The sequence below is a fragment of the Peribacillus sp. FSL P2-0133 genome (genome assembly GCF_037975445.1).
Lineage (GTDB): Bacteria > Bacillota > Bacilli > Bacillales > DSM-1321 > Peribacillus > Peribacillus simplex_E.
Genome location: NZ_CP150254.1, coordinates 115910 through 130759, shown reverse-complemented (window position 1 = coordinate 130759; position 14850 = coordinate 115910). Strand labels below are relative to the sequence as shown.

General features: G+C 41.3%; 14 protein-coding genes and 1 other annotated feature. All 14 genes read right to left on the bottom strand.

Annotation, left to right across the window (positions count from 1 at the left end; all coding sequences use genetic code 11):
* Positions 1-126: 126 nt before the first annotated feature.
* Entirely contained in the window at positions 127-3726 is a 3600-nt protein-coding gene (gene rpoC, locus MKY17_RS00680) for a DNA-directed RNA polymerase subunit beta' (protein ID WP_339201216.1), read from the bottom strand.
* Positions 3727-3910: 184 nt separating this feature from the next.
* On the bottom strand, positions 3911-7480 hold the full coding sequence (gene rpoB, locus MKY17_RS00675; RefSeq protein WP_048677874.1) for a DNA-directed RNA polymerase subunit beta: 3570 nt from the start codon (positions 7478-7480) through the stop codon (positions 3911-3913).
* Between the two features lie 238 nt (positions 7481-7718).
* On the bottom strand, positions 7719-8324 hold the full coding sequence (locus MKY17_RS00670; protein WP_098373580.1) for a class I SAM-dependent methyltransferase: 606 nt from the start codon (positions 8322-8324) through the stop codon (positions 7719-7721).
* 197 nt (positions 8325-8521) lie between these two features.
* Positions 8522-8881, bottom strand: coding sequence for a 50S ribosomal protein L7/L12 (gene rplL / locus MKY17_RS00665; RefSeq protein ID WP_034305050.1), 360 nt, complete (start codon positions 8879-8881; stop codon positions 8522-8524).
* A 62-nt stretch (positions 8882-8943) separates the two neighbouring features.
* Positions 8944-9444: a 50S ribosomal protein L10 gene (gene rplJ / locus MKY17_RS00660; protein ID WP_098373568.1), complete on the bottom strand. Its 501-nt coding sequence runs from the start codon at positions 9442-9444 to the stop codon at positions 8944-8946.
* Positions 9445-9483: 39 nt separating this feature from the next.
* Positions 9484-9634, bottom strand: a sequence feature (ribosomal protein L10 leader region).
* A 46-nt stretch (positions 9635-9680) separates the two neighbouring features.
* Complete coding sequence (gene rplA / locus MKY17_RS00655; protein WP_057276474.1) at positions 9681-10376, bottom strand: 50S ribosomal protein L1; 696 nt, start codon at positions 10374-10376, stop codon at positions 9681-9683.
* Between the two features lie 104 nt (positions 10377-10480).
* Positions 10481-10906 (bottom strand): 50S ribosomal protein L11, encoded by a 426-nt coding sequence (rplK, locus tag MKY17_RS00650; RefSeq protein ID WP_034305057.1) that lies wholly within the window; start codon positions 10904-10906, stop codon positions 10481-10483.
* Positions 10907-11080: 174 nt separating this feature from the next.
* Positions 11081-11614, bottom strand: a complete 534-nt coding sequence (nusG, locus tag MKY17_RS00645; protein WP_048677866.1) for a transcription termination/antitermination protein NusG — start codon at positions 11612-11614, stop codon at positions 11081-11083.
* Positions 11615-11871: 257 nt separating this feature from the next.
* Entirely contained in the window at positions 11872-12054 is a 183-nt protein-coding gene (secE, locus tag MKY17_RS00640; protein WP_076372883.1) for a preprotein translocase subunit SecE, read from the bottom strand.
* Between the two features lie 50 nt (positions 12055-12104).
* Entirely contained in the window at positions 12105-12254 is a 150-nt protein-coding gene (rpmG, locus tag MKY17_RS00635) for a 50S ribosomal protein L33 (RefSeq protein ID WP_081113075.1), read from the bottom strand.
* A 199-nt stretch (positions 12255-12453) separates the two neighbouring features.
* Positions 12454-13086 carry an RNA polymerase sporulation sigma factor SigH gene (gene sigH, locus MKY17_RS00630; RefSeq protein WP_094246690.1) on the bottom strand — a complete coding sequence of 211 codons (633 nt, stop codon included), beginning with the start codon at positions 13084-13086 and terminating at the stop codon, positions 12454-12456.
* A gap of 85 nt (positions 13087-13171) precedes the next feature.
* Positions 13172-13681 carry an NYN domain-containing protein gene (locus MKY17_RS00625; protein ID WP_098373569.1) on the bottom strand — a complete coding sequence of 170 codons (510 nt, stop codon included), beginning with the start codon at positions 13679-13681 and terminating at the stop codon, positions 13172-13174.
* A 4-nt stretch (positions 13682-13685) separates the two neighbouring features.
* Positions 13686-14429, bottom strand: a complete 744-nt coding sequence (gene rlmB / locus MKY17_RS00620) for a 23S rRNA (guanosine(2251)-2'-O)-methyltransferase RlmB (RefSeq protein ID WP_063235788.1) — start codon at positions 14427-14429, stop codon at positions 13686-13688.
* On the bottom strand, positions 14426-14848 hold the full coding sequence (locus MKY17_RS00615) for a Mini-ribonuclease 3 (protein ID WP_034305071.1): 423 nt from the start codon (positions 14846-14848) through the stop codon (positions 14426-14428). Before MKY17_RS00615 ends, rlmB begins: the two co-directional genes overlap by 4 nt.
* Between the last annotated feature and the right edge of the window lie 2 nt (positions 14849-14850).

Genomic DNA, 14850 nt, shown 5'->3' with positions numbered 1-14850 from the left:
TCGTAAGGCTGTTCAGTCAGCCATGAGTAATAAGAGAGACCAGCTCAATAAATTCTGATCCTTCAGCTCCAATAGGAAACAGGAGTGCGGTTTTCAGTTTAAATTATTGAGCTGGTCCTTTTTCCTTTAATCCACTGTTACTGTATCGGCACTTTCATCACCAACAACGACAGGGTTTGCTTTTCTGTATCTAAGCATTCCCGTTCCTGCAGGGACAAGTTTACCGATGATGACATTTTCTTTAAGTCCAAGCAATTCATCACGTTTTCCTTTTATTGCTGCATCAGTCAAGACTCTGGTTGTTTCTTGGAATGACGCGGCGGACAAGAAGGAATCCGTTTCTAGAGATGCTTTTGTGATACCTAGCAATACAGGGCGGCCTGTAGCTGGTAATTTGTTAGTCAGCAATGCATCTGTGTTTGCAGTAGTGAACTGGTTAACATCCAATAATGTTCCTGGAAGCACTTCAGTTTCGCCTGCATCAAGCACACGGACTTTACGCATCATTTGTCTAACCATTACCTCGATATGTTTATCACCGATCTCAACACCTTGCATCCGGTATACTTTTTGAACTTCATGAAGCAGGTATTCCTGAACAGTAAGCACGTCTGTAACCTTAAGCAATTCTTTCGGATCGATGGAACCCTCTGTTAACTCTTCACCACGACGGACAGGAGTATCAACAGTTACTCTTAAACGGGCAGTGTATGGCGCAGTATATGTGCGTGATTCAACTGCACCTTGAACAACGATTTCCTGTTGTTTATCCCGAATTTCATTAATCGAAACAATCGTTCCTTCGATTTCGGAAATGACAGCTTGACCTTTAGGATTTCTCGCTTCAAATATTTCTTGGATACGAGGAAGACCTTGAGTGATATCATCCCCAGCAACCCCACCTGTATGGAATGTACGCATCGTTAACTGTGTACCAGGTTCTCCGATTGATTGAGCGGCAATAATACCGACTGCTTCGCCCACTTCAACTTCTTGACCTGTAGCCAAGTTGCGTCCATAACATTTTTTACATACACCATGGCTGGTGTTACATGTAAAGGCAGAACGGATCCATGCTGTTTCAATTCCAAGTGATTCAATATAATTAGCAAGATCTTCAGTAATAAGATCATTTTCAGCCACGATTACATCATTTGTTTCTGGATGTTTGATCGCTTTTCTTGCATAACGGCCAATTAGGCGCTCTTCAAGATGCTCAATTATTTCAGTGCCCTCTCTCAAGGCTGAAATTTTCAAGCCGCGGTCGGTTCCACAATCGTCATCACGGATGATAACATCTTGGGCAACGTCAACAAGTCGACGAGTAAGGTAACCGGAATCGGCTGTTTTAAGTGCTGTATCGGCAAGACCTTTACGCGCACCATGTGTAGAGATGAAGTACTCCAACACTGTTAAACCTTCACGGAAACTTGATTTGATCGGTAATTCAATGATACGTCCAGCCGGGTTGGCCATCAAACCACGCATACCCGCAAGCTGCGTAAAGTTGGAAGCATTACCACGGGCACCGGAGTCACTCATCATGAAGATTGGGTTGCGTCGGTCCAGTGAGTCCATAAGTTTGGACTGAATGGTATCCTTGGCAGCACTCCAAATTGAAATGACGCGATCATAACGCTCATCCTCAGTAATAAGACCGCGTCTGAATTGTTTCAAGACATTATCCACTTTGGTTTGAGCCTCAGTAATGATTCCTTGTTTTTCTTTTAAAACGACAATATCAGCCACACCAACGGTAATACCAGCTTTTGTCGAATATTTGAATCCAAGATCTTTCATCCGGTCAAGCATTTTGGATGTTTCGGTAATTTTAAAGCGTTTAAAGACTTCCGCAATGATATTTCCAAGAATTTTTTTCTTGAAAGGATCAATAGCAGGTTGAGCCTCAATCAATTCAGGGATATTAGCGCCTTTTTCCACAAAATATTTCTCTGGAGTTTTCGTTTCCAAATTATATCGTGTCGGTTCGTTAATATACGGGAATGATTTTGGTAAAATTTCATTGAAGATCAATTTACCGACAGTTGTAATTAGAAGTTGGCCGTTTTGTTCTTCAGTGAATGTTTCATTATTTAGTGACGATGCATGTACGGCACAACGGGAATGTAAGTGTACATATCCGTTTTGGTATGCAAGTAATGCTTCACTTGTATCTTTAAAGATCATACCCTCACCGATAGCGCCTTCTCTTTCCAATGTTAAGTAATAGTTACCTAATACCATATCTTGAGAAGGTGTAACGACAGGTTTACCATCTTTAGGGTTCAAAATGTTCTGTGCTGCAAGCATAAGCATACGTGCTTCAGCTTGAGCTTCAGAAGATAGAGGAACGTGTACCGCCATTTGGTCACCGTCAAAGTCAGCGTTATAAGCTGTACATACGAGCGGATGCAAACGAATTGCGCGACCTTCAACCAACATTGGTTCAAATGCTTGGATCCCAAGTCTATGAAGAGTCGGTGCACGGTTTAACAGTACTGGGTGTTCTCTAATAACTTCTTCTAGCACATCCCATATTTCAGGAGATAAACGTTCAATTTTGCGCTTAGCGGATTTGATGTTATGCGCTAGACCTCTTTGAACAAGCTCCTTCATAACGAATGGTTTGAATAATTCAATCGCCATTTCTTTCGGAAGACCACATTGATACATCTTTAAGTTTGGTCCGACTACGATAACGGAACGGCCAGAATAATCAACACGTTTACCAAGAAGGTTTTGACGGAAACGACCTTGTTTACCTTTTAACATGTGAGATAAAGATTTTAACGGACGGTTACCAGGTCCAGTTACCGGACGGCCCCGACGGCCATTATCGATAAGAGCATCGACAGCTTCTTGCAGCATTCGCTTCTCATTTTGAACGATAATGCTTGGTGCTCCAAGATCCAGTAATCTTTTCAATCGATTATTACGGTTGATAACACGGCGATATAAATCATTTAGATCAGATGTGGCAAAACGTCCTCCATCAAGTTGAACCATAGGACGAAGTTCCGGTGGAATGACCGGAAGCACGTCAAGGATCATCCATGAAGGCTCATTTCCGGAGTTACGGAATGCTTCAAGCACTTCCAAGCGTTTGATTGCACGGGTTCTGCGTTGTCCTTGAGCTGTTTTAAGCTCCTCTTTCAACGACTCTACTTCCTTTTCCGTATCAATATCTTGTAAAAGTTTTTTAATAGCTTCCGCACCCATGGCAGCTTGGAATTTCTTACCGTATTTTTCACGGTATGTACGATATTCCTTTTCAGAAAGAAGCTGTTTCTTTTCTAAAGTTGTATCGCCCGTTTCAGTTACGACGTAAGATGCAAAGTAAATAACTTCTTCCAAAGCCCGTGGAGACATGTCAAGCACAAGTCCCATACGGCTAGGAATTCCTTTAAAATACCATATGTGTGAAACTGGAGCTGCCAGCTCAATATGACCCATACGCTCACGACGTACCTTAGCACGAGTGACTTCAACGCCACAACGGTCACAGACTACGCCTTTATAACGAACACGTTTATATTTTCCGCAATGACATTCCCAGTCCTTTTGAGGTCCAAAAATTCTCTCACAGAATAAACCGTCTTTTTCTGGCTTTAACGTACGATAGTTGATTGTTTCTGGTTTTTTAACTTCTCCATGGGACCAAGAACGAATCTTGTCTGGTGAAGCAAGACCAATTTTCATATACTCAAAATTATTAACGTCTAACAAGGGGCCTACCTCCCTTTTAATCTCCAGGTTTAACCCTTGATTGCCGTCAAATATCAGGCAATCTTACACCGGATGATGGTTGATTGAATCAATAAGGCTCTAACAAGGCAGCATGATCTTCAAACGAACATCTCGCTGCCAGTCAGAGCAGGTAATATATAACTAGATATGTTTATATTTAATTTTATTCTTTGACAGGTGCCCCTACTTCGGAAGCAACCATATCTTTAGTTTCTGAATCAAGGCTTAATTTGTCTGCTTGGTTGGCTTCATCTTCATCTTCCAAGTCACGCATTTCGATTTCACGATCTTCGGCATTGAGAATTTTAACATCCAATCCTAAACTTTGAAGCTCCTTAATCAATACTTTGAAGGACTCAGGAACGCCTGGTTCAGGGACATTTTCACCTTTGACGATCGCTTCGTACGTTTTAACACGACCTACGACATCATCTGATTTAACGGTTAGGATTTCTTGTAATGTATAAGCAGCACCATAAGCTTCAAGTGCCCATACTTCCATCTCACCGAAACGCTGTCCACCAAATTGCGCTTTACCACCAAGTGGTTGCTGCGTAACAAGGGAGTAAGGTCCAGTTGAACGTGCATGAAGTTTATCATCGACCATATGTGCCAGTTTGATCATATACATGACACCGACTGATACACGGTTATCGAATGCTTCACCTGAACGGCCGTCATAAAGGACAGTTTTTGCATCACGGGACATCCCGGCTTCTTCAATCGTACCCCAAACATCTTCCTCAGTAGCACCATCGAATACAGGAGATGCTACATGAATGCCAAGTGCGCGTGCAGCCATACCTAAGTGAAGCTCCAACACCTGACCGATATTCATACGTGAAGGTACACCCAATGGGTTTAACATGATGTCGACTGGAGTGCCGTCTGGTAAATAAGGCATATCTTCTTCAGGAAGAATCCTGGAGATTACCCCTTTGTTACCATGTCGTCCAGCCATTTTATCGCCTTCATGGATTTTACGTTTTTGAACGATATATACACGTGCGAGTTGGTTTACACCAGGAGGCAGTTCATCACCGTCTTCTCTGTTAAATACTTTAACATCAAGAACGATTCCGCCGCCGCCGTGAGGTACACGAAGTGATGTATCCCTTACTTCACGTGCTTTTTCACCGAAGATTGCATGTAATAGACGTTCCTCAGCAGTCAGTTCCGTTACACCTTTAGGCGTGACTTTACCAACGAGAAGGTCTCCGTCTTTCACTTCAGCACCCACACGGATTATTCCGCGCTCATCAAGATTACGAAGCGCATCTTCCCCTACGTTAGGGATATCACGTGTGATTTCTTCAGGTCCTAATTTTGTATCGCGTGATTCAGATTCATATTCTTCAATATGAATGGAAGTGTACACATCATCTTTAACCAATCTTTCACTCATGATGATGGCATCTTCATAGTTATATCCATCCCATGTCATGAAGGCAACCAATACGTTACGTCCAAGTGCCAACTCACCTTTTTCCATTGAAGGACCATCAGCAAGAATTTCACCTTTTACAACGTTGTCGCCAACACTTACGATAGGGCGTTGATTATAGCACGTTCCTTGGTTGGAACGAATGAATTTTAATAGACGGTATTTATCAAGGTTTCCTTTTACTTGCTGTCCGTCAACCTCACTTACCCTACGTACCCATACTTCACGTGATTCAACGTGCTCTACGATACCAGGGTGTTTACAGATTACAGCAGCACCGGAGTCTTTCGCTGAAACATACTCCATACCCGTTCCTACTCGAGGGGCTTCCGGTTGCAGCAAAGGAACTGCTTGACGTTGCATGTTCGCTCCCATAAGGGCACGGTTGGAGTCATCATTTTCCAAGAAAGGAATACATGCTGTCGCAGCAGATACAACCTGTTTAGGAGATACATCCATGTAATCTACGCGGTCACGCGGAACAACGGTATTTTCACCGCGGAAACGTGCAACAACATCATTATCAAGGAATGAGCCGTCATCTGACAGTCGTACATTCGCTTGGGCAACTACATAATTATCTTCCTCATCAGCTGTTAAGTAGTCAATTTGGCTTGTGATTTTACCTGTTTCAGGGTCCACACGGCGGTATGGTGTTTCAATGAAGCCATATGGGTTAACCTTTGCGAAACTGGATAATGAGTTAATCAAACCAATATTCGGTCCCTCAGGCGTTTCGATCGGACACATGCGGCCATAGTGGGAATAATGAACGTCACGTACTTCAAAGCCAGCACGCTCACGTGTCAGACCACCAGGTCCCAATGCAGATAGACGACGTTTATGTGTCAATTCAGCCAACGGGTTCGTTTGATCCATGAATTGGGAAAGCTGTGAGCTTCCAAAGAACTCTTTAATGGATGCAATGACCGGGCGAATGTTGATTAGTTGCTGTGGAGTGATTGTATTCGTATCCTGAATGGACATTCTTTCACGGACAACACGCTCCATACGGGATAAACCAATTCTGAATTGGTTTTGCAGCAATTCACCAACGGAACGCAGACGACGGTTACCTAAATGGTCAATGTCATCCGTGATTCCCACACCATGCAATAAATTAAAGAAATAACTGATGGAAGAAATGATATCAGCCGGTGTAATGTTTTTGACCTGGTCGGTCACATAGGCATTACCGATGATATTGATCACTTTTTCGCCTTCAGCATCGTTTGGCGCAAACACTTTAATAGGTTGAAGAAGAGTTTCTTCCTCTACTACACCGCCTGATGGATGGAATGTTTTGAATCCGATTCCACCTTCGATATGAGGCAGGATCCTATCAAGAGTCCGACGATCAAGCATTGTCCCTTTTTCAACGATGATTTCACCTGTTTCAGGATCAATCAAAGTCTCTGCAATACGTTGTCCGAATAAACGGTTCTTGATATGCAGTTTTTTATTAATTTTATAACGGCCTACATTAGCTAAATCATAACGTTTCGGATCAAAAAAGCGGGATACTAAAAGACTTTTCGCGTTTTCGACAGTAGGCGGTTCACCTGGGCGTAGACGCTCATAGATTTCTAGTAATGCTTTTTCTACACTCTCGGTGTTATCCTTTTCAAGAGTGTTGCGAAGGTATTCGTTGTCTCCGATTAAATCGATGATTTCTTGATCTGTTCCGAATCCAAGGGCACGCATCAATACCGTAATCGGTAATTTCCTGGTGCGGTCGATCCGAACATACACAACATCCTTGGCGTCTGTTTCATATTCGAGCCATGCTCCACGGTTAGGAATAACGGTCGCAGAGAATCCAAGCTTACCGTTTTTATCCATTTTTCCATTGTAGTAAACACTCGGTGAGCGCACTAATTGGGATACAATTACCCGTTCAGCACCATTGATGACAAATGTACCTGTTTCAGTCATCAGCGGGAAGTCGCCCATAAATACATCCTGGTCTTTCACTTCCCCTGTTTCTTTGTTAACAAGGCGCACTTTCACACGAAGTGGTGCAGAATACGTAACATCGCGTTCTTTTGTTTCTTCCACAGAATACTTCGGCTCAGCTAAGCTGTAATCGATGAATTCTAACGATAAATTACCTGTAAAATCCTCAATAGGAGAAATATCCTGGAACATTTCCTTTAAACCTACATCTAGAAACCATTGATAAGAAGCTGTTTGAATTTCAATCAGATTCGGAAGATCCAAAACCTCACTGATTCTTGCATAACTTCTACGTTGGCGGTGTCGTCCATACTGAACAAGTTGACCTGTCAACTGATTCACCCCTTAAATCAAGCGTTATAAGGATCCATTTGCCTCGGAAAAGGAATCATTTCCATAGACAAAAAGAAAATGGTTTTTATTTTAAAAACCACTATTTCTCATAAAACGAACTATTATTTATATATTTTTTCCATATTATCCATTGATTATACATCAATGGTATAAAAATTGCATAGTTACGGAATTATATATATGCATTTTATAATACTAACATAGCGAAAATTTAGAGTCAAACCTTTTTGGATAATAGTATATAGTAACCTTTTTTCTTAACGGGCACTTCAACATTTCCAAATAATTGCTCCATTTTATCCATTGCGGATGGAGCCCCTTGTTTTTTTTGAATGACAACCCATAATTCTCCACCAGCTACCAAACTGCGATAGCCTTCTTCTAAAATTTCGTGGACTACACTTTTACCTGCGCGAATGGGAGGGTTCGTAAGAATCGCCGCGAATTGATTGGAGGCAACTTTGTCAAAACGATCACTTTCGTATATCTTCACATTTGCGATCCCATTAGAAGCCGCATTCTCTTTTGACAATTCAACTGCCCTGCTATTTATATCAATCATTTCTATCGTTCTTTCGGGATAAGCTGCCGCAATCGATATTCCGATTGGTCCATATCCGCAACCAACATCAAGAATATCTCCTTTTACAGCTTCATCAAGGTTAAAACTCTCAACCAAAAGACGCGATCCGAAATCAACTTCCTTTTTCGAAAAAACACCATTATCACTTTTGAAGCGAAATGTACGTCCCTTTAATGTGAAATCCCAAAATTTCGGATTGCTTACGACATCCGGTTTATGTGAGTAGTAATGCTCTGTCAGAGTCATCTCCCCCTATCAGAAAGGAATATTGAAGATTTAATGAGAGAAGAGAATTGAAGAATGGATGCTTGCACGCCGGAATGTTCTAATAACGAAATCCTCTCGTTACCAAACCATTAACGGCTAGTTTCCGTCATTTCTTTAAAAATGAAGAAAAAAAGCCCGCCAGTGATAGCGAGCTTTTTGTTTATGCAAGATTACTTAACTTCAACGCCAGCTCCAACTTCTTCAAGTTTAGCTTTGATTTCTTCAGCTTCTTCTTTAGAAGCAGCTTCTTTGATTGCTTTTGGAGTGTTGTCAACAAGTTCTTTTGCTTCTTTAAGTCCAAGACCTGTAACTTCACGTACAGCTTTGATAACTTTGATTTTTTGATCTCCAGCAGATGTAAGGATTACATCAAACTCAGTTTTTTCTTCAGCAGCAGCGCCACCAGCAGCAGCTACAGCTACAGGTGCAGCTGCAGTTACGCCGAATTCTTCTTCGATTGCTTTTACAAGGTCGTTTAATTCTAAAACAGTCATATTTTTAACTGCTTCAATGATTTGATCTTTAGTCATTTTTATTTCCTCCTCGAAATGGTTGGTTTTTTTTGAATCAATAGGCTAGATAAGCGGTTAGCTTACGCGCCTTGTTCTTCTTTTTGCTCTGCAACAGCTTTTGTAGCAAGAGCAAGTCCGCGCATAGGTGCTTGTAGCACGCTGAGTAGCATTGAAAGTAGGCCTTCGCGTGAAGGTAGTTCTGCAAGAGCTTTAATTTCTTCAGCAGTTGCAACATTTCCTTCGATAACTCCAGCTTTGATTTCTAAAGCTTCATGTTTTTTCGCAAAATCGTTAAGGATTTTTGCTGGCGCAATAACATCTTCAGTTGAGAATGCAATTGCGTTTGGACCTGTTAATGATTCGTTCAAAGCGCTAAGTTCAGCACTTTCAGCAGCACGGCGAGTCATAGAGTTTTTGTAAACTTTAAACTCAACGCCAGCTTCACGAAGTTGCTTACGAAGTTCTGTTACTTCAGCAACAGTCAATCCACGGTAGTCAACAACTACTGTTGATTGGCTTGAAGTTAACTTATCAGAAATCTCAGCAACGATTTTTTGCTTTTGTTCAATAATTGCGTTCATCCTTACACCTCCTGTAGATTTGCTTGAAAACATTTATACCGTTTCAAAGAAAAAGCCTTCATCTCTATTGCAGACATGAAGGCAGTAATTTCAAAAGTCATAGTCTAGGACTATTATTATCGAATTACCTCGGCAGGGAATTAAGCTCGTAATGAGCACCTACTGTCTACGGTACAAATAGTATTCATTTATTCACAACAAAACTTATTATAACAATAATAGTTTTGATATGTCAATTATTTATTGAAAGTAGAAGGATCAACTTTCACACCAGGGCCCATTGTAGTTGTTACAGAAACATTTTTCATGTAAGTTCCTTTAGCAGCCGCAGGTTTAACTTTCATTAATGTATCATAGATAGTAGTGAAGTTTTCCACTAGTTTAGCATCTTCGAAAGATACTTTACCGATTGGAGCATGGATGTTACCAGCTTTATCTACGCGGTATTCAACTTTACCAGCTTTGATTTCATTAACAGCTTTCGTTACATCGAAAGTTACTGTGCCAGTTTTAGGGTTAGGCATTAAACCTTTAGGTCCTAATACACGGCCAAGTTTACCAACTTCACCCATCATGTCTGGAGTCGCAACGATTACATCGAATTCGAACCATCCTTGTTGGATTTTGTTGATGTAGTCAGATTCGCCAACGTAGTCAGCACCAGCAGCTTCCGCTTCTTTTGCTTTTTCGCCTTTAGCGAACACTAATACGCGTTGAGTTTTACCAGTACCATTCGGCAGAACAACAGCTCCACGAATTTGTTGGTCAGCTTTCTTAGGGTCTACGCCTAAACGGAAAGCAACTTCAACAGTCGCATCGAATTTTGCGAAGTTTGCTTTTTTAGCAACTTCGATTGCTTCAGTTACAGCATAAGCCTTAGAAACTTCTACAAGCTTAGCTGCTTCAAGATACTTTTTACCTTTTTTCGCCATGATATAAATCCTCCTAAATTGTGGTTTTAACGGAATGACCTCCCACGAATAAAGGTTGCGAGTATCAATCGCAACCCCGTAGAAACAAATAGCAATTACATGGATTAGTCTTCGATGACAATACCCATGCTGCGAGCAGTACCTTCAACCATACGCATTGCAGCTTCAACGCTTGCAGCGTTTAGGTCAGGCATTTTAGTTTCAGCAATCTCGCGCACTTGATCACGCTTGACTGTAGCAACTTTATTACGGTTAGGTTCACCAGAACCAGACTCGATACCAGCTACTTTCTTAAGCAATACTGCAGCCGGCGGAGTTTTTGTAATGAATGTAAATGAACGGTCTTCAAATACCGTGATTTCAACAGGAATAATTAGACCAGCTTGATCTGCTGTACGAGCGTTGAACTCCTTACAGAATCCCATGATGTTTACACCAGCTTGACCTAATGCAGGACCGACTGGCGGTGCCGGATTCGCTTTACCAGCAGGAATTTGCAATTTAACCATTTTAATTACTTTTTTAGCCACGAGACACACCTCCTTATAAGTCCGTGATGTGGTAATAGGGTAATACCCTCCCACTCATCTTGAATTCTTTATATATTAATAAAGAATGCTTGTATCGTTGAGGCCTAAAAATTGAAACATACTGACCTTTGAAATTTTACCACTTTCAAAAGGCAATTTCAAGTTTTTTTCCGTTTATAATTTTTCCACTTGATTAAAATCAAGTTCAACCGGTGTATCACGACCGAACATATTGACTAGGACCCTTACTTTCCCTTTGTCTTTATCAAGTTCTTCAATTGGCCCTGCAAAGGTTGCGAAAGGTCCTTCTTTAACTTGAACCGTATCACCGATTTCAAAATCAACTTCGATTTTGCTTTCATCCACGCCCATTCGTTTAAGGACGACTTCAATTTCTTCCGGAAGCAATGCAGTCGGTTTTGACCCAGCTCCAGATGAACCTACGAAACCTGTTACGCCAGGCGTATTCCGGACAACGTACCATGAATCATCCGTCATGATGATCTCAACCAATACATAACCTGGAAATACTTTCTTTTTGGTCACTTTCTTTTTGCCATCTTTCACTTCTGTTTCTTCTTCTTCTGGAACTACAACGCGAAAGATCTTGTCTTCCATCCCCATAGTTTCAACACGTTTTTCCAAGTTAGCCTTAACCTTGTTCTCATAACCTGAATAGGTGTGAACTACATACCAATTCTTTTCCATGTGTTAGGACTTTAACGTCCTTCCCTCCCTGCAATCAATCATTTTCTTTATTAATCTTTATCTTTGAACGTTTTAGCCAAAAAACCATACCGGCGTCATCCTGACTTAACTAGAAAATATTGTGATGATTCATATTACAGCAGTGCTCGATTTTGAGCTTCTTCACTTATTAAAAAAGACAAATTAAAAAACCCGTTTCCGGGCTTTTCTGCTGACACATATTATTCTATCACTATTATACCTTATTTTCGAATCTCTTATTCAATAACTAAGCGAATTAATTCGGAAATGCCCAAATCGACCACTGTAAAGAATAAAGCCATAAACAATACAGTCGTTACTACCACGATTGTATATTTGGTAAGCTCCTTGCGTTTCGGCCAGCTTACTTTTCGCATTTCGCGAGCGACTCCGCTGAAAAATTCGGTAAAACGTTTCATGAATGTACCTCCAAGCATTAGAAGCTTCTGTCAATCTATTTATAAAACGGTTATTTCGTTTCTTTATGAATCGAGTGTGAGTTGCATGTACTGCAAAATTTCTTGATTTCCAGTCGTTCGCCGCTTGTCGATTGTTTGCTCTCATAACTATAATTTCTTGAACCGCAATCAGTGCATGCAAGAACTATTTTTTTTCGCATTAGATACACCTATCCTATCTACTATATCCATAAAACCTTATCACGGCTGTTTTTTATTGTCAATATCAAAGCGGGTTTCACCAATACGGACACCGGAAATCAAAACTTCGGTTACTTAACATCCATTAAAAATTTTAGTGAATAATAAACTTCCTTGTGGAGAAGGGACAGATGAAATTAAGCGGAAAAAGCGGAGGGATTATAAACTGATTTCCCTTACTTCCAGATAGCGCTCGAGCTTTCTTTTCACTCGCTGAAGGGCGTTGTCGATTGACTTAACATGCCGGTTCAACTCTTCCGAAATTTCTTGGTAGGTTTGTCCATCCAGGTAAAGAGCTAACACTTTTCTCTCAAGATCACTCAGGAGCTCGGCCATCTTTAATTCGATATCGTCAAACTCTTCTTGGTTGATGATCAGTTCTTCCGGGTCCAAAACTTTCGTACCCGATATAATATCCATTAGAGTTCGGTCCGATTCCTCATCATAAATGGGCTTGTCCAGGGAAACATAGGAATTGAGCGGAATATGTTTTTGACGTGTTGCTGTTTTGATAGCTGTAATGATCTGCCTCGTAATGCATAGTTCTGCAAATGCTTTAAAGGAAGATAATTTATCCCCTTTAAAATCACGGACGGCTTTATATAAACCAATCATACCTTCTTGCACGATGTCTTCCTTATCGGCACCAATCAAGAAATAAGTCCTTGCTTTCGCTCTTACAAAATTACGATACTTTTGGATCAAATAATCCAGCGCCTCACTGTCTCCAGTGTGCACCAACCCTATCAATTCATCATCCTCAAACTGCAGATACTTTTCGTTCAGCTTCATTCCGAATTTGAGACCCACATTATATCCCCCTGACCTGACTCAGATAGAAATATTATACAGCAGGTAAATTTTACCCGTCAATGGTTCAAATTTTACCTCGACGCCATTTTTCGAAAATTTCTGCCACTTCTTCACTTAAAGGAATTTTGGCCACAGGTCTTATCGTCGTTGTTTTTCGTACATCTTTCTTGATTTCGCCTTGAATTTCTTCCATTTCAATAAGCAGTTCACGAGCGGATTTCCTTAGGGCCCCTTGGCCAAAGATCACCCACTGTTCCGTGAAGTCAGAGGTTGCCACTTGAATTTGCGTTTTGACATTATTCAGTTCAATGGCCATCTTTTCTATTCTTTCATCCGCAGTTTCATTTTCTTTTGTAAAAATTACGTCAACTTTGTGATTTTTGAATATACGGGCAATTCCCTGAACATATTGAGCGTCAAATACGATAATTACACGGTATCCGGTAAATGCTTGATATTCCGCCATCATTTCTATCAACCGGTCTCTTGCAGCAGCAAGATCCCGTTCTTTTAATTCTCTCAGTTCCGGCCAAGCCCCAATAATGTTATAACCGTCCACCAACAGAATATTCATTCCATCATTGCCCTAGAGGATTTCTTTTTCTATAAACCTCATACATCAATAAACCGGCCGCTACCGATGCATTTAACGAAGTTACTTGTCCTGCCATAGGGAGACGGATGAGAAAATCACATTTGTCCTTCATTAGCCGTGCCATGCCTTTTCCTTCGCTGCCGATAACAAGTCCGATAGGCATTTTTCCGTCCATGTTACGGTAATCATCGCTGCCTTTCGCATCGGTACCGACTATCCATACCCCTCGCTCTTTCAACTCTTCAACCGCTCGTGCCAAATTTGTAACGCGAGCTACCGGAATATATTCGATTGCACCCGTCGAAGCTTTTGCCACTGTTGCCGTCAAGCCCACCGCTCTTCTTTTTGGGATGATGATTCCATGGGCCCCAACTGCATCAGCCGTCCTCATGATCGAACCTAAATTATGCGGATCTTCAACTTCATCAAGGATCATGAAAAAAGGTGCTTCGTCCCGCTCAGCCGCTTTTGCGAATAAGTCATCCAGCTCCACATATTCATATGCGGCCACTTGTGCGATAACGCCTTGATGGATGCCTTCTGCCATTTGGTCAATTTTTTTCTTCGGTACGATTTGCACGAATACCTTCTTTTCCTTCGCCAGACCGATTAGTGGTTGCATCGAGCCTTTTTGCGAGCCCTCGGCTATCCAAATTTTATTAATATCCCGTTCGGAGCGAAGTGCTTCCAATACGGGGTTTCTGCCAATGATATATTCTTCGCTCATGGGTTACTCCCCTTTTCTTCTTCAATGTATTCAATGGATTTTTTGATGAGTTCTTCCATTCTTTCTATTCGACCGGATAAATACAAAAATCCCATAAGTGCCTCGAAGGCTGTACTGTAGCGATACGTTTGCACATCTGTATTCTTCGGTACCGTACCGGATTTTGCATTTCGGCCGCGCCGAACGACAGCGGATTCCTCTTCCGATAACCAATCTGACTCCAGGAAAAAGTGGATGATTTTATTTTGCGCTTTAGCAGCTACAAAAGATGTAGCTTTTTTGTGTAGTAGATTGGGCTTGACCGCTCCTTTTTGAATGAGGTGATGCCGTATATACGTTTCGTATACAGCATCACCTATATATGCCAAAGCAAGACTGTTCAGCATTTTTGCATCTACCTTACTATCGTAATGAAGCATTA